This is a genomic window from Vibrio sp. 2130-1, from assembly GCF_033339515.1.
Map to the genome: position 1 here is coordinate 239746 of NZ_JAWOUT010000004.1, position 16526 is coordinate 256271.

Sequence of the window (16526 nt, forward strand, 5' to 3'; positions counted from 1 at the left end):
GATTTATACTTTAGGCTTAACGACTTGGTTTCTAAAGTCTTTGGGGGTCATGTTGTAAACGGATTTAAATGCTGTACTGAAATGCGCTGCACTTTTAAAACCAGACTCAAACGCTATTTCTGTTATTGATTTTTCTGACTTGCGCAGTTGGGTTGCTGCGAAGTTTATCCGTTTCACCTTTAATATCTGAGAAAACGAAAGATCATCTGCGGCGAGGCGACGTTTCAAGGTCGCGATGGACATGCTCATATGAGCCGCTAAGCCTTCTAGCGTGATGTCTTTTTCAATATTACCCTCAATGTACTTAATGGCTTTTTGAGAGTCGCTCAGGCTACTTGCATCATCTATGATAGATAGGATGTTTGGCTCTACCTCAACCATCAACGACAGCAATGCCATTGCGATATGGCTTTGTGTGTAGTCTGGAGCGTTGCGACTCGCTAACTTAACCAACATGTCCTTCAATTGTGCTACTTCGCTATCGGATTGCGTTGAAAAAGGATAGAAGCGCCTTTCTTCCGTTTTGGAACGTAGCATCGGGTGCGCTTTCTTAAAGTCACAGAATATGTTTGGGTTGAAGACCAAAGCCAGTGCTTTAAAGCCACCGTCACTAGAGACGGCCTCTGCACTGCTCAGATCTGCGGAGTTATAGAGTGTGAAATCTCCGGCTTTAAGTTCAAATTGCTCACCATTAGGTTGATGAACTAATAGGGCACCTTCTTCAACAATATATAACCCATTATGTGTTGCAGTGTAACGCTCACTTTTGCGCGCAGTGAAGTGATTAAAGCGAATGATCTCAATGTTCGGCATACTCGTTCTTATCGTTTTACATAACAAATAAAAAAGGCGCTCAATAGAGCGCCTTTTAACTTCATTCGGTATTATTCACTTACAGTCTGTTCTGTTTGTGCTGCTGGTTGTTCAGCGAATACCTGGGTTGGCTTTGCAACTAAACTGCGGTTTTCTTGGTTTACGTCCGTAAGGACAATTTCCAATGTATCCCCAAGTTTGTATACGACCTCTTTATCGATAGAGATGGTACCGTTGTCGCCATTGCACTCAATTCTTTCTTTATTATCAAGAATTAGTGCACCAGGAATAAAGGCTGCTGCGCCATTTTCGAGAAGTCGGACACGTGCGCCTGCACGATTAATATCGAAAATCTCACCTGTGAAACAAGTTTTCTTGCTCGGCTCATCAGCAAGCGTGCGTGCATATAGCCAATCTGAGACATTTCGCTCAGCGATTTTATGATGTTTACGATGTAGAGCTAGCTCTTCGCCTACTTGGTCATCTGGTTTTTGTACGGGTTCTTTACCAAGGATGACGGCCTTCAACATACGGTGGTTGATCATATCACCGTATTTACGAATTGGTGATGTCCAAGTTGCATAGATGTCTAAACCCATTGCGTAATGAGGCAGAGGCTGATTACCCACTTCACTGTATGCTTGGAACTTACGAATACGGTTATCTAGATAAGACGTTTCTTGAGCTGCCAACCAGCGGCGCAACGCAGCAAAGCCTTCTAGTGTAGCAATAGACTCCGCTGTGAACTCCAACTGGCCTTCTGGATTGACAAGTTGAACCACTTCTTCAATCTTCTCGTTCTTGATACCTGCATGCGTATTGAAGACACCTGTTTCAAATTTATCGCGTAATGTACGACCTGCACAGATGTTTGCGGTAATCATGGATTCTTCAACAAGACGGTTTGCACTGCGGCGCATGTCTGCGTGGATAGCAATTACATCGTTATCTTCACTGAGCTCAAAACGGTAGTCAGGACGATCAGGGAAGACCACTGCGTTTTTCTCACGCCATTCAGCGCGAGCAAGAGAGAACTCATAAAGATCACGAACGATGGTCGCGATCTCTTCAGATGGCTGCCATGCTTCAGAGCTGCCGTTTTCTAACCAATCAGACACGTGATCGTATGCTAGGCGTGCATGTGATTTGATGTTTGCCGCGAAGAATTTAATATCGTCGCCAATCACACCATCTTTACTTACCATTACGGTACAGCAAATAGCAGGGCGGGTTTCACCTTCAATCAGAGAACATAGGTTGTCCGCTAAATCACGAGGTAACATCGGGATGTTGCGGCCTGGAAGATAAATAGTATAGCCACGCTCACGCGCTACTTTATCCATTTCATCTTCAGGTGTGATGTAGGCGGTTGGGTCCGCAATAGCGATGGTGAGTTCGAAATCGCCAGATACGGTTTTCTTCGCGTACAGCGCATCGTCCATATCTTTAGTCGATTCACCGTCGATAGTGACGAATGGAACATGAGTCATGTCTACGCGTTCTAGCTCCGCGTCGTCTTTCAGTTCCCAGTTATCGATGCCTGCTGGCTCAGAGTTTGGTAGATCGTTTTGAGCAAGCGTTACCCACCAAGGTGCAATTTTATCATTCGCGTCAGTGATTTTTTCAGAAATTTCTACGAAGAAAGAGTTATCGCCTTTTAGAGGATGGCGAATAAGATGTGCGACAACCCAATCACCTTCGGCGAACTCGTCAGGTTTTAGACCTTTCTTTAGTTTCGCTTTAAGAGATAGCTTTTTAAGCTGTGGGTGATCAGGTGCTACGTTAAGCTTACCTTTGAACATTTTTACTCGACCAATAAAGCGAGTCACGGCTTGTTCCAGCAGCTCTTGTGGCTCTGCAACTTCGCGTTCATTTTCGGTGCGGATAATGGCGACGACTTTGTCACCGTGCATGCACTTTTTCATGTACGCAGGCGGGATGAAGAAGCTAGTCTTACTGTCCACTTCCAAAAAGCCAAAGCCTTTATCTGTGGCTTTTATTGAGCCTTCTTTTTTAGGCAGGTTTTCTTGGATTTGCTGCTTAAGCTGAGCGAGTAGTGGGTTATCTTGAAACATCTTTTCTTAAATTACCTATGGAGTTGGGCACACTATAATCATTGCGAGCTATTATTACTACCTGTGGAGCGTAATTTCGCCGTGAATTTTGCCAATTTAACCACGAGAAATTGGCTTAAATATTGATGAAATTCTCATCTGTGAGTTACGCGAATCTACGGGGAATGGTAGGGTTGGTGGAAAAATATGCTAAAAATACCATTGTTGAGAATAAATTGTGATGTAATTCAATTTTTTCTGGATTTTTTTATGCTTTTAAGGAATAATCCGCCTCCCTTAGTCGTCCCTAATGGCTTATCGCGGTTGTGTACTGTGCTGTGTTCCCGTCTGAATGGAATCAGTATCTGGATGGATCAGTATCGAATTGGAAGAGCATATGGGACTGTTTTTTTGTTTAATTAAGTAGGATCCCAATGCAAGATTCTGTTATTCAATTCAGTGATTTATCTCTGAATGATTCTATCCTTTCTGCTCTAGACGGAATGGGTTTCGTGTCACCAACTCCAATTCAGGCTGCGGCAATCCCACACCTATTGGAAGGTGCTGACGCGCTGGGTAAAGCTCAAACAGGTACAGGTAAAACAGCAGCGTTCTCTCTGCCTCTTCTCAACAAACTCGATCTAAACCAACGCAAACCGCAAGCGATTGTACTTGCTCCGACTCGTGAGCTGGCAATTCAGGTTGCAGCGGAAATGAAAAACCTTGGTAAAAACATCAAAGGTTTGAAAGTTCTAGAGATTTACGGTGGCGCATCTATTGTCGACCAAATGCGTGCTCTTAAAAGTGGCGCTCATGTAGTTGTCGGTACTCCAGGCCGTGTTCAAGATCTTATCAATCGCGAACGTCTACACCTAGACGAAGTTAGTACTTTCGTTCTTGATGAAGCAGACGAAATGCTAAACATGGGTTTCGTAGATGACGTAACTGCGATCATGGAGCACGCTCCAGAGTCAGCACAACGCGTTCTGTTTTCTGCAACTATGCCTCCAATGCTGAAGAAGATCGTTGAACGTTTCCTTCGTGACCCTGTAACGGTTGACGTTGCTGGTAAAAACCACACTGTAGACAAAGTTCAACAACAGTTCTGGGTAGTGAAAGGTGTAGAGAAAGATGAAGCAATGTCTCGTCTTCTTGAAACTGAAGAAACTGACGCGTCAATCGTATTCGTACGTACTCGTCAAGATACTGAGCGTCTGGCTGACTGGCTATCTGCACGTGGCTTCAAAGCAGCTGCACTGCACGGTGACATTCCTCAGTCTCTACGTGAACGTACTGTTGATCACATCAAACAAGGTGTTATTGACATCCTAGTTGCAACTGATGTTGTAGCTCGTGGTCTTGACGTTCCACGTATTACGCACGTATTCAACTACGACATCCCATTTGATGTTGAGTCATACATCCACCGTATCGGTCGTACTGGCCGTGCTGGACGTAAGGGTAAAGCGATCCTTCTAGTTCGCACTAACCAAATTCGTATGCTTCGCACTATCGAGCGTGTAACTAAGTCATCTATGGAAGAAATCCAACTTCCTCTACGTGACCAAGTTGCTGAAGCTCGTCTAGCTAAGCTAGGCGCTGAGCTTGAAGCAGAGAAAGAGCACAAAGCACTAGACAAATTTGCTGAGTTGGTAGAGAAACTACAGACTTCTCTAGACATCGACCCTGCAACACTTGCTGCTATGCTTCTTAAGCGTCAGCAAGGCAAACGTCCTCTGTTCTATATTGGCGAAGACCCAATGGTTGAAGCAATTGAGCGTGACAAGCAACGTCGTAAAGAGCGCCGTGAAGGTGGTCGCGACGGCGGTCGTAACTTCAACAACCAAGACTGGGATACTTACCAGCTTCAAGTTGGTCGTGAGCAAGGCGTTCAAGTTAAAGACATCGTTGGCGCTCTAGCAAACGAACTAGGTCTAGGTAAAGGTTCTATCGGTGCGATCAAACTAGCTCAAGGTCACACATTCGTACAGCTACCTAAAGCAATGACTTCAGACGCGGCGAACAAGCTAAGCAAACTACGTATCCGTCAACAAGATGTTGGTGCTGTAGTATGTGACTTCGATGATTTCCGCGAGTCTCGTGGTGGTCGCCGTGACGGTGGTCGTCGCGATGGTGGTCGTCGTGATGGCGGTGGTTACCGTGGCAACCGCGAAGGCGGCAATCGTGGTGGTGATCGTCGTGAAGGCGGTCGTCGCGAAGGTGGCTTCCGCGGTAACCGTGACGGCAACCGCGATGGCAATCGCGAAGGTGGCGAACGTCGTTTCGATCGCAATCGTGGTGGTGATCACCGTGGTGCACATCGTGGTGAACGTGGTCACGGTCGTGGCCGTCGTACAGACGCATAATCACGAGTGATTAAAGCGACGGTTTAAGTTGCTACAAAAAGAATTGAAAGCCGAGCAAAGCGCTCGGCTTTTTTATGCGCGTCTAATACGGTTTTGCTTTTCATCGTGTTTGTTTACCCAACTTATTACTTCGTCTAAGGGCAGGGCAGGACAGAACAAGTAACCCTGAATGATGTCACAGCCTCGACTTCTCAAAAAATGCAGTGTGTCCATGTCTTGAACGCCTTCTGCTACGACCGAATACCCTAATCCATGTGCTAGCGCAATCGTGTTCTCAACGATAGAGCGGGAGCCTTCTGTGCGGCTTGCTGTGGAAAGAAATGAGCGGTCGATTTTAATTTGATCAACCGGAAGATCTCTTAACAGTGACAAAGATGAATACCCAGTGCCAAAATCATCCAAGCTGATCTTTATACCTAATCCTTTAATTTGATGAATTAAGGGGTTGAGCTCAACGACCCTATCGATCGCCATCGTTTCAGTGATCTCTAAACTTATTAGGTCAGCGAATTGCGGGTTTACTTTGAGCAAAGTTTCTAAGCGATTAAACAGCAAGTTAGATGAGAGATCTTTCGCTGATAAGTTTACGTGGACAGGAAGCTTAATGCCTTTTTCTATAAATGTTTGCAGATCCCTTTCTACTTGGTTAAGAACCCACATGGTAATGTTGTGCACCTGATTGCTACGCTCTGCGATAGGAATGAAGTCGTTGGGTGAGATCGTTTTACCATTTTCGTCATGCCAACGAATCACTGCTTCAAAACCGACAGCTAAGTTAGTGTGTGCATCAATCAACGGTTGGTAATACAACTGAAACTCTTCTTTTTCAAGCGCACATTGAATACGAGAAGATATTTCAAGTTGGTACTTAGCCCCGACGTTCATATCCTCATTATAAAACGCAAAAAGATTGCCATTACGCTTTGCGTGATACATGGCGATATCTGCGTGCTTGATCAAAAGATCATTGGTTAGGGCGTCATATGGGTAGGTGCTTATACCGAAAACAACGCGGCAGGAAACTTGAAACTCATCTAAATGAAAGCGTTCAGACATTGCAGAATCTAGTTCTTCTATGAGTTTTTTACCCGTTTCCTCGCATGCAGAAGATGTCAGGATGACAAATTCATCACCACCAACGCGGAATATCTGGTCATTGCCTTTCAGTTTCCCCTGAAGGCGTTGACCAATTTGAATAAGTAACTGGTCTCCGCAAAAGTGACCCATTGCATCGTTGACTTGTTTAAAATTAACCACGTCAAAAAGGATCACCGAGAATGGGTCTCTAGATTGTATTCTGCCTTCGATAGACTCAAAGCAGTATTTACGATTAGGGAGCCCAGTAAGAGCGTCATGGACGGCATTACGCTTCTCTCTTTCAGCAACAGTATGAAGCTCTAATATCGAATCGTTGCTCCACTTAATCACCAGCACGACAAAGATACTGCCGCCAAAAAGTATAAGAGAAACCCCCGTTTCTAAGAGAGAAGCAATAGGTTTTTGCATGATGGCGTGCAAAAAAACGGCATAAGCAAAAATGAAACAGCTGATTAACATTAATAGGAAAGTCCACCCGGTTACGTCAGTTTTCGAGCAGATGTTTTTTGTCATCTGCCATCCCCAGCAGAGCAAAATCAAACCTAAGATCACTAATAGAAATGCAGTAGTGGGCACATTATTACCCCGATTTATTGATTGGTTTGTTATTTTTGTTCACCCAATAAACAACGTAGCTTATATATCTGACTTTGTACAAATTGACCTATTCATAAATTATGTTTAACAAGTGATATTTTTTAGCCTTCAAATAAAATCAAAACTTGCTACAGATCAACAAAATTTGTTCAATCAAATCGCTTTTACTAAAAGATTGTTGAAAGATTAAAAAATTATTGAATAATAGAGGGGCAAACAAGAAGTACGCAGCGCACAAGCGCTATTACAACCTCTGCTCTACAACAGGATAACTATTTCATGTCTAATTCGTTTGTACTGGTGATCAACTCTGGTAGCTCTTCATTAAAATTTGCTGTTATTGATTCTGAAACCGGTGAAGCTTTGGTATCAGGTATTGGTGAGTGTTTTGGCCTACCTGAAGCTGAAATCAGTTGGAAATATCAGGGAGAAAAAACCGTTGAAGCAATTCCAGCTGGCGGTAACCATCATCAGTACGCTGTTGAGCGAGTGGTAAAACTACTCGAAACTCTAGGTTTGAGCTCAAAATTTGTCGCTGTGGGCCATCGCATTGTCGCAGGCGGTGAAACCTTTAAAGGAACTGTGAAAGTTGATGAAACAGTTATTCAAGAAGTAGAGCGCCTTGCTGAACTTGCACCACTTCATAACAAAGCGAACGCTGAAGGCATGAGAGCGGCAATGGCGGCGTTCCCTTCACTGCCTCAATTTGCTGTATTTGACACTGCTTTCCACCAAACAATGCCAGCCAAAGCCTTTATGTACGCACTTCCTTACGAGCTTTACGAAGAGCATAAAGTGCGTCGTTACGGTGCTCACGGCACAAGCCACTATTACGTAAGCCGTGAAGCAGCGAAAATGCTAGATAAGCCGGTTGAAGAAAGCAGCTTTATCACTGTGCACTTAGGTAACGGTGCATCAGTGAGTGCGGTTAAAAATGGCGAATGTGTTGATACAAGTATGGGTTTGACGCCGTTAGCTGGCCTAATGATGGGCACTCGCTGTGGTGACCTAGACCCAAGTGTTATCGAGTTCCTTTTCCGTAAAGGCTGGGAAAAAGACGAAGTGTTCGAGATGATGAACAAGAAGTCAGGTTTCTTAGGTGTATCTGGTGTGACAAGTGATGCTCGTGGTGTACTAGAAGCAATGGAAGCGGGGAATTCACGTGCGAAGTTGGCATTTGAGATCTTCACTTACCGCGTTGCGAAATACATTACTTCCTACCTAGCGGCTCTGGATTCATTAGACGGCATCATCTTCACTGGTGGTATTGGTGAAAACTCACTACCAATTCGTCGTGAAATCTTGAAAAACCTAAAACTGTTAGGTTTTGTTGAAGATGAGAAAGGTAACGAAGATGCAAGATTTGGTAACGCAGGTGTTATTGCAACATCTGAGTTGTTAGGTGCCAAAGCTCTTGTTATTCCTACTAACGAGGAATTTGTGATAGCTAAACAATCGGTTGAGCTATTGTAATATATAACGAAAACAGAAAGTTAAAAGCGAGCCTCGTGCTCGCTATTTTATTTAAAGCAATTTGGTATTTACTCTTTGAGTTTCAGAGCTTCGCGCTTTTCGATTAAAAAATCCATCAAGACGCGGATTTTTTTCGGCATATGCTCTCGTGAAGGCATATATAAATAAAACCCTGGAAACTCTTTGCACCAAGGTGTCAGAACTCGGGTCAATCTTCCCTCATCTATGTGCTTTTCCACCCATAAATCAATATGCTTCACTAAACCCACACCCTGTATTGCAGCTTGTAACATACTATAGTCATCATTAAAAATAGCATTGCCTTTAGGCTCGAAAACTAGGGTGCGCTTTGCAACATCTGGAGAGGTTAGCGACCAATGATCAATTGTTCCGCTAGAGGTAAAACGATAAGCAAGGCAATTGTGACCTTCTAAATCCTCAGGAGTTTGAGGTAGTCCATTTTGCCTAAAGTATTCAGGAGAGCCCACTATTGCCGTTGTTAACGGCGGAGTAATAGGGATCGCAACCATATGTTCATCTAAGCTTAATCCTAAGCGAATGCCAGCGTCAACGCCCTCTGCGACGATGTTAGAAAACCCATCATCCATGATTAGCTCTAGGCGTATTTTAGGATAACGAGAGAGGAACTCACCTAGATAGGGCTCAATAAGCAGCCGAGCAGCGGTTCTTGATACACTGATACGGATTAATCCCGAAGGCTCAAGATGAGAGTCGTTCAATTCGTTAACGACCTGCTCAATGTTCACCAATGAAGGTTGCAAAATATCAAGCAGACGTTGGCCTTCTTCCGTCAGCGACATACTTCTGGTGGTTCGATTAATTAACCGAACTTGTAGCTGTTGTTCTAACGCTTTTAGGTGTTGTGATAAGGCAGCACGGGTTACCCCCATTTCTAAGGCTGCTTTAGTGAAACTGCGATGGCGAGCAATATGTGCAAACCACGTCAGTGATGAAATTAAAGAAGGTTCTATTCTCATTTGTTAAGTATAACTAAACAGTCATGTAGATAAAACGATATTTATCCGAAACAGTGTGTTGACTAATATTACCTCGAAGCTTAGGTCAGCCTGAGATGAACAGTTAACCTCTAATGGAGAATGTCGCTATGTCTAAAGTCACTTTCAAAAATCTCAATGGTCAAGGTATTGAGATTTCAGCGGTTATCAACTTCCCTACAGATTTTGATGCAAGTAAACAATATGCGGCGGTTGTTGTTTCACACCCAGGTGGTGGCGTAAAAGAGCAAGCCGCAGGCCTATATGCGAGTAAACTTGCAAAAAGCGGCATAATTGCCATTGCGTTTGACCGTTCGTATCAAGGTGAAAGTACAGGTGAGCCTCGCCAAATGGAAAACCCTTACACGAGTACTGAAGACGTGAGCGCAGTCGTCGACTATCTGACAACGTTAGAGTACGTCGATAACGATAAAATTGGCGCAATGGGGATTTGTGCTGGTGCGGGCTATAGTGCAAATGCAGCGATCAATGATCGTCGAATCAAAGCACTGGGTATGGTTAGTGCCGTAAACATTGGCCAAATGTTCCGTAATGGTTGGGATAATTCGGTTAACGATGCTGACGCTGTTGGTTACTTAGAATTTGGTTCGAATGCTCGCACAACCGACACGAATGGTACAGAATTCGCGACTATTCCTCTAGCTCCGATGCGTGAAGAAGATGCCTCAAATGCAGAGCTACGCGAAGCTTGGGAGTATTACCACACACCACGTTGTGAACATCCAAATGCGCCGGGTTTTGCTCTAACTCGTAACTTAAACCAGATCATTACTTACGATGCGTACCACAAAGCGGAAGCATTCCTAACTCAGCCAATTATTGCTGTCGTTGGTAGCGACGCAGGCAGCAAATGGATGAGTTATGACCTGATAGAGCGTGCAGCGAGTTCAGATAAAACCTTGTATGTCATTGATGGTGCAAACCATATGTCGCTTTATGATGTTGCCGAATACGTCGATGACGCAGTATCCCAACTCGCATCTTTCTTCCAACGCACTCTTTAATATTCCCGATGAAAGGCTCAATTGCTTCGAGCCTTTCTGCTCTCAAGGCTTTTTACTCTTAAGGTATTGATTATGAATATGCAAAAAATCACTTTTAGAAATGCTGATATGGTTTGGGATATGTCTGCATTAATTTTATTCCCAAAAGGCTTCAATGAATCGAAACGCTACCCAACAATGATAAGTGTTCATCCTTTTGGTAGTTGTAAAGAACAAACATCCAGCGCTGTCTATGGTAAAGCCCTTGCTGAGTTAGGTTACGTCGTGATCGCATTTGACGCGAGCTTCCAAGGAGAATCGGGGGGATTGCCTCGCTACGTAGAAGACCCAAGTCAACGTGTTGAAGATATCAGTCGCGTTATCGACTATGCAGTAACTTTACCATATGTCGATGAGAATAGAATTGGTGGACTCGGTATCTGCGGCGGTGGTGGTTACATGATCAATTCAGCCCTAACCGAAAAGCGCTTGAAAGCTGTCGTAGGTATTACGCCTGTTAACTTAGGCCGCTTGTTCCGTGAAGGCTTTAGTATGTACGACCCTATCGCCAATCTTGAAGCTATGGCTGCACAGAGAACAGCCGAAGCTCGCGGCTCAGAGCTGAAAATCGATGAACTTCTTCCTCCAAATATTGAATTTGCAAAAGAAAATGGGTTAACAGAACGAGACGTGTTCGAAGCTACTGAATACTACAAAACATCACGTGGACAAACCGAAGGTGGTGCAACTCGTATGCTGTTTTCACATGCACAGAAAACACTGAGCTGGGATGCCTTTGCATTTGCCGAAATGTTATTGACTCAGCCTGTTATGGCCGTGGTAGGGCAAAAAGTCGGGGCGTTTGGTGCTTATCGTGATGGGCAGGAAATTTATGGCCGCTCTGTTCAATCAAAAGACCGACAGCTGGTTAATTTGGAAAACTGGTCTCACTATGAACTGTATGACCATCCAGAAGCAGTCGGCATTGCAATGGACAAGGTTTCTGCATTCCTTGAAACACACTTAAAATAATCTAATAAGTTAGAAGCGTTTTGTAGAGTTGCAAAGCGCTTATTTTTAACAGCGTAAGATGTAGTTCGAAGCGAGTAGGTCGGTAAATCTTCGTGCGAATAACCTCATCTACAGGCTATTGACTAAATACCACTGCCAAATACTGTTTAAGACAATGTACACTGAAACCTAATTAAAGGCGTTAGATAGGAATGAAGTTTAATTTATGCGCAAATCAGATAAGAAGGTCGAGAATCTAATTAGAGAAGTGTTGACCGAAGTTTGTGAAGATACGCTAAAAGGCTACGATGGCTTTCTTTGGGTGACTCATACCGTCAAATTCTCTTCTTTTCCACAAAGTTTAGAAATAGTCTGCGTATTCGAAACGAAGCAAGATCGAGCTAACTTTTTTGAAGGAGAGGGCCGCCAGCATGTTTCCACAACTATTCAAAAGGCCTTTAATAAGGTAGGAGTGCAACTAAAGAACGTCAGTAAGCAAATCAGTTACGATACAAAACAAAAGTGTTAGTGCGGGCAGCAATTGAAGTGAGTTAGGGTTGTTTTAGGCATCCAAAGCTTCAAAGCCTGAAGACTAAGCTTGGGCTTTCTCTGCCAAACTTATCTTTGCCCCAATGTGTTTCAGCATTCTACAACCCTACATACTGAGCTATCCACTTTGGGCTATTTTTTCTAATGCTTAATGAACTTACCTAGAACTCTGAAGCTTTATTCTTAGCTTGTTGCAAACGATGAATTTTTCTTAACACCCAGCTAGAACTATTGACGACAAAGATACCAGAAAGGATGAAAACTGAGCCTATCAGGAATTGCTTATCGAGGTGTTCTCCCAGCAAGAGGTAACCAAAGACCACTCCAAATAATGGGGTCATAAATGAGAGAATGCCAATTTGTGACGCTTGATAACGGCCCAGCAGCCAGAACCAGACTAAAAAGGCCAGAAACGACACGATTACTGATTGAAATATTAGATTAACCCACACCATAGGTGTCGAATTAAAATGCCATTGTTGCGTCACGGTAGAGGTCATCGCCAGTAAAGTAAATCCAACAATGAGTTGATAGAAGACCACTTGCTTTGCTGGTACTTTCGAAAGGGAAGTACATCGCACAATCACCGTTGTCAAAGACCAGGCTAATGCAGCAAGAAAGGCAAGAATATCTCCGATGAACGTACCTGAGGCATCCATTGAACTCGGTTCCCAGAAAATGATGCCGATACCAGAAAACGCAATCAGAATCCCACCCCATTGAAGTAACGACATTCTTTCTGATGGAACAAATAGATGAAGGATTAAAGCGGTAAAGATGGGAGAACTATATAGAAACACAACGGCGTGAGCTGCGGTCGTTCGGGTTAGTGCTTCTCCCAATAAGAAAAATTCCAATGCAAAGAAGATTCCCGCAAGAATTCCATATTTTATTGCACCGGATTCAGAGACAAAACGTTCTTTTTTAAAACGCATGTACGTTAGGATCAGAACGGCTGCAAATAATGAGCGTAAAGCAAGTTGGACGATTGGAGCCATGTCAGTACTGACGGCTTTAATGGCGACTTGCTGCCCTCCCATGATCATACAAAAGATGACCATCAGAGAGAAGGAGGTGACATCGATAGCTTGTCGTTGTTGCATGATTGTTTATCTTCTGGTGATTGTTGTTAATATTTATATTGCCTGTGACGCATTCAAAACATATAGTTTAAAACTGACATGCAACCGCGCAGAAGTGACACTTTGGGTTATGAAAAAAAATTGCAGTTTAGTTCCATTTCAAAACCACATCCCTGAGCCGATGTATTTTCGCGTCGCGGAAATTCCTGCCGATTCGAGTTATCCTAACCACAGTCATCCTTGGGGAGAATTTGTCTATTCTTACAATGGCGTTATGGAAGTGAGGATCGGTAGACGCTCCTACTTGGCTCCGTCTCAGTATGGGATTTGGCTTCCACCGGGAATCGAACATCAAGGTTTCAATCAATATGAGGCAACACATTGTTCGTTATATATTGAGCCGTCTTATGCTAATGCATTGCCAAACAGAGTATGTGCTTTACAAGTCACCCCATTGGTTCGCTCAGCGCTTGAACATTTAAAACAATTTTTACCAGTGTCGCCTTATTCGGCCGAGCAAACTCGCCTAATTCGGGTTATTTACGATCAACTTAAGCAGACTAATTCTATCGAGAGTTTTTTACCTTCGACTGATGATGCAACGTTATCGCGGGTACTTGACCATATCGAAAATCATCTTGATCAAGACATTCCTCTTAAAACGCTGGCTTCTCATTTTTACGTTACAGAGCGTACTCTCATGAGAAAAAGCAACAAAGAATTGGGGATGCCGCTCACGGAGTGGAAGCAAAAGCTTAAAGTACTGAAAGCCATGAATCGATTGGAGTCGGGCGATAGTGTTGAAGTTATCGCCCTTGAGCTGGGTTATTCCAGTTCGTCTGCGTTTATCGCTATGTTTAAACGAATCATGAGAGTGACACCAAAAGAATACGTTAAGATGAACGTATAATATTTTGAGCAATATGGCTCCACATACTGACAGGGTTTGAGTACATAGGGAAATGCCCGCAGTACGGTATTTCTGCCAGTTTTACGCCTTGGCTCTCAATATGAGATAAGTAGGACAGATCTTGATTCTGCTCCCCATACATGAACATCTTAGGGCAAGGTAAGTTAAGAAACTTATCCATCAATTCACCATCATCAGACAGTTCAACCATAGACGTAAAGATAGGTTTAACGGCATCTGCTCGTACTTTGTGGCGCAAACTAGCGGAATACAAGGCACTTGCGTAGTGTGGTGCATGGCGAGTTCGCATAATAAATTCATCAAAAAATTCTGCTGCGTTGTCCGATGGATAATTGATAATCTGGCGGCTCAGAAAACAATCTTCTGGTGCTATGTTCCCTTCAATATCGGTGAAGCTGAGAACGCGGTTTGGGTACTGATGTGCCAGCATTAACGCGGTTAACCCTCCCATGGAATGTCCCACAAGATGAAACTGTTTGAACCCAACTTGATCCAGTATCGCAATGGCTGTTTTCAGCAGAAAAGGGATCGTCACGGATGTGGGGTCGCTACATTGTGTTTCGCCGCATCCTGGTGCGTCGTAGGCAAGAAAAGGATGACCGTTAAACTCTGCATAGTAAACGATGTCGGCGTAATCTTCTTTGGTGGAACCAAATCCATGGAGAAAGACAATCGGAGCTTCTTCGCCCGATCTGGTTATCGCGGAAACGCTAAGGTGTACACCTTCGATTAAAAAAGGGAAACGTTGGCTTGAAAATAGCTCCATACAATACTCACATCTGTTGTTGATGTTGCCAATGTACAGCTTTTGATTGATAGTTGAATTCTAATATTAGTATCTATGTGATACGAAAATAGAATTAGCAGTATAGCATTGGGCATTTTAACGTACTTCATTATTGCGTCGTTAGGGACTATTGATGAGTAAAATCGATTACAGGTTGATAAAACAGCTTTATCTTTTTCTGGCAGTTGCCGAAGAAGAGAACTTTGGTCGTGCGGCAAAGCGACTGGGAATGTCTCAGCCTCCTTTAACGGAGCAAATCAAAATACTTGAGCAGTCGTTGAAGCTCACTTTGTTTGAACGCTCTCGACGCGGCACTAAACTGAGCGCGTCGGGAAAAGCTATTCTTCCTCATGTGCAAAAGTTTGTTGTTCAAATGTCATCTCTGGAAAAGATCGTTCGAGAGGTGGCGCATGGACAATCTGGTGTCATTCATATTGGTGCCATCACGTCTGCTATGTTTGAAGTTGTGCCAGTCTTTCTAGAACATTTCAAACAACGTTACCCAAATGTCACGGTTTTTGTGGATGAAATTGACAGCGCTGAAGCCATCACATCGTTATCTTCTGGTGAATTGGATCTGGCGTTTGTTCGGGTGGAAGGTGAGGTCGGTATGGGGTTAAGCACGTTTCCTTTAACAGAAGATAAACTCGGCGTTGCGTTACCACTGAATCATCCAATGGGGGAAGCGATGTGTATCTCGTTGAGAGATCTGAAAGAGGAAGCATTTGTTATGTCTTCCAGGCGGGTCAATCCAACGTATTTCGATCTATTAACTTCAGCCTGTAGAAACCATGGGTTTAACCCACGCATACTCTACGAAGTTCGTTCGGTTACTGCTCAGATTGCCTATGTGAGTTGTGGCCAGGGGGTTGCTTTAGTACCTATGAGCATGGTCAGCATGATCCCCAGTAATGTAAAGCTTGTCCCGCTTGAAGAGCTGATATCCATCGTGACCGCCGCGTTAGTATGGGATCCTAAGCGAGGGCATCCTTTAGTCGAATACGGTGTTAAGTGGTTGGAAGAACATGTCACTGATAAGAAAAACGTATCAAACTATTAGTTAAATAGTATTTTTCACCCATTCAAGAACGACTGACAATAGTACTTCTTTCTTTACTATAACGAGTGTCATCTTGGATACCTATTTCAGTTTTGCTGCTATTGCATTAGCCGTCGTATATATGCCTGGCCCAGGCACCTTAAAATCCATTACGAACGCGATTAACTTTGGTTTTCAAGGTTCGGTCGTTGGGATATCAGGTTTAACGCTGGGCGTTTGCTCTGTCGCTCTGTTCTCTGCTACAAGTCTTGGGCTGCTGTTAGTGTCCTCGCCGATGGCTTTTAAAGTGGTTTCTTATTGCGGTTCCGCCTACTTATTTTATTTGGGACTTAAACTGTGGTTTAGCAGCCGCAAGACTCAGGTGATTTCTACGGGCGTGGTTTTCAAAAAGAGGCAGGTATTCGGGGAAGGTGTACTGTTACAATTTAGCAACCCGAATGCTATCCTGTTTTTCTTTTCTGTTTTCCCTTATTTTATCAAGCCAGATGAAAGCTATGTTATGCAGTTTTCAGTGTTGGTGGGGATTTTCAGTCTGGCGTTTATCTGTGCGCATTCAACCTATGCGTTACTCGCCTATAAGGCCAAAACACTCTTCCTGGGCGCACATCGACACTGGTTGAATAAGGTCAATGCTATCTTGTTTATATTGTTGGCTGTCTACTTAGTATGGAGTTCATCCGTTTAA

14 protein-coding genes are annotated in these 16526 nt (G+C 43.7%); 8 read left to right on the forward strand and 6 right to left on the reverse strand.

Annotation, left to right across the window (positions count from 1 at the left end):
• Positions 1–3: 3 nt before the first annotated feature.
• On the reverse strand, positions 4–813 hold the full coding sequence (locus tag R7Q09_RS07815; protein WP_262671168.1) for a helix-turn-helix transcriptional regulator: 810 nt from the start codon (positions 811–813) through the stop codon (positions 4–6).
• Between the two features lie 71 nt (positions 814–884).
• Positions 885–2888, reverse strand: coding sequence for an exoribonuclease II (gene rnb, locus R7Q09_RS07820; RefSeq protein WP_258616540.1), 2004 nt, complete (start codon positions 2886–2888; stop codon positions 885–887).
• A gap of 413 nt (positions 2889–3301) precedes the next feature.
• Between rnb and R7Q09_RS07825 the strand changes: the two genes are divergently transcribed.
• Positions 3302–5233: a DEAD/DEAH box helicase gene (locus R7Q09_RS07825; protein WP_005375680.1), complete on the forward strand. Its 1932-nt coding sequence runs from the start codon at positions 3302–3304 to the stop codon at positions 5231–5233.
• 72 nt (positions 5234–5305) lie between these two features.
• Here R7Q09_RS07825 and R7Q09_RS07830 read toward each other — a convergent pair whose 3' ends face one another.
• Positions 5306–6844 carry a bifunctional diguanylate cyclase/phosphodiesterase gene (locus R7Q09_RS07830; protein WP_318070678.1) on the reverse strand — a complete coding sequence of 513 codons (1539 nt, stop codon included), beginning with the start codon at positions 6842–6844 and terminating at the stop codon, positions 5306–5308.
• A 363-nt stretch (positions 6845–7207) separates the two neighbouring features.
• Between R7Q09_RS07830 and R7Q09_RS07835 the strand changes: the two genes are divergently transcribed.
• Positions 7208–8401: an acetate/propionate family kinase gene (locus R7Q09_RS07835; RefSeq protein ID WP_005386205.1), complete on the forward strand. Its 1194-nt coding sequence runs from the start codon at positions 7208–7210 to the stop codon at positions 8399–8401.
• A 68-nt stretch (positions 8402–8469) separates the two neighbouring features.
• Here R7Q09_RS07835 and R7Q09_RS07840 read toward each other — a convergent pair whose 3' ends face one another.
• On the reverse strand, positions 8470–9399 hold the full coding sequence (locus tag R7Q09_RS07840; protein ID WP_258485567.1) for a LysR family transcriptional regulator: 930 nt from the start codon (positions 9397–9399) through the stop codon (positions 8470–8472).
• A gap of 128 nt (positions 9400–9527) precedes the next feature.
• On the opposite strand from R7Q09_RS07840, the gene R7Q09_RS07845 reads away from it, so the two are divergent.
• The 3 genes from R7Q09_RS07845 (at position 9528) to R7Q09_RS07855 (ending at position 11961) form a co-directional block, all read left to right on the forward strand.
• On the forward strand, positions 9528–10442 hold the full coding sequence (locus tag R7Q09_RS07845; RefSeq protein ID WP_318070677.1) for an alpha/beta hydrolase: 915 nt from the start codon (positions 9528–9530) through the stop codon (positions 10440–10442).
• A 72-nt stretch (positions 10443–10514) separates the two neighbouring features.
• Positions 10515–11453, forward strand: a complete 939-nt coding sequence (locus tag R7Q09_RS07850) for an alpha/beta hydrolase (RefSeq protein ID WP_042521901.1) — start codon at positions 10515–10517, stop codon at positions 11451–11453.
• Between the two features lie 205 nt (positions 11454–11658).
• Positions 11659–11961, forward strand: coding sequence for a hypothetical protein (locus tag R7Q09_RS07855; protein ID WP_031781024.1), 303 nt, complete (start codon positions 11659–11661; stop codon positions 11959–11961).
• A gap of 181 nt (positions 11962–12142) precedes the next feature.
• Here the strand turns inward: R7Q09_RS07855 and R7Q09_RS07860 are convergent, their stop codons facing one another.
• Positions 12143–13084: a DMT family transporter gene (locus R7Q09_RS07860; RefSeq protein WP_318070676.1), complete on the reverse strand. Its 942-nt coding sequence runs from the start codon at positions 13082–13084 to the stop codon at positions 12143–12145.
• On the opposite strand from R7Q09_RS07860, the gene R7Q09_RS07865 reads away from it, so the two are divergent.
• Positions 13083–13973, forward strand: coding sequence for a helix-turn-helix transcriptional regulator (locus tag R7Q09_RS07865; protein ID WP_318070675.1), 891 nt, complete (start codon positions 13083–13085; stop codon positions 13971–13973). The two genes, R7Q09_RS07860 and R7Q09_RS07865, sit on opposite strands and share 2 nt — an antisense overlap.
• Here R7Q09_RS07865 and R7Q09_RS07870 read toward each other — a convergent pair.
• On the reverse strand, positions 13957–14760 hold the full coding sequence (locus R7Q09_RS07870; RefSeq protein ID WP_318070674.1) for an alpha/beta hydrolase: 804 nt from the start codon (positions 14758–14760) through the stop codon (positions 13957–13959). The two genes, R7Q09_RS07865 and R7Q09_RS07870, sit on opposite strands and share 17 nt — an antisense overlap.
• A 154-nt stretch (positions 14761–14914) precedes the next feature.
• Here R7Q09_RS07870 and R7Q09_RS07875 point away from each other — a divergent pair, with 154 nt between their 5' ends.
• Entirely contained in the window at positions 14915–15841 is a 927-nt protein-coding gene (locus R7Q09_RS07875; RefSeq protein ID WP_014234443.1) for a LysR substrate-binding domain-containing protein, read from the forward strand.
• Between the two features lie 73 nt (positions 15842–15914).
• Positions 15915–16526, forward strand: coding sequence for a LysE family translocator (locus R7Q09_RS07880; RefSeq protein WP_318070673.1), 612 nt, complete (start codon positions 15915–15917; stop codon positions 16524–16526).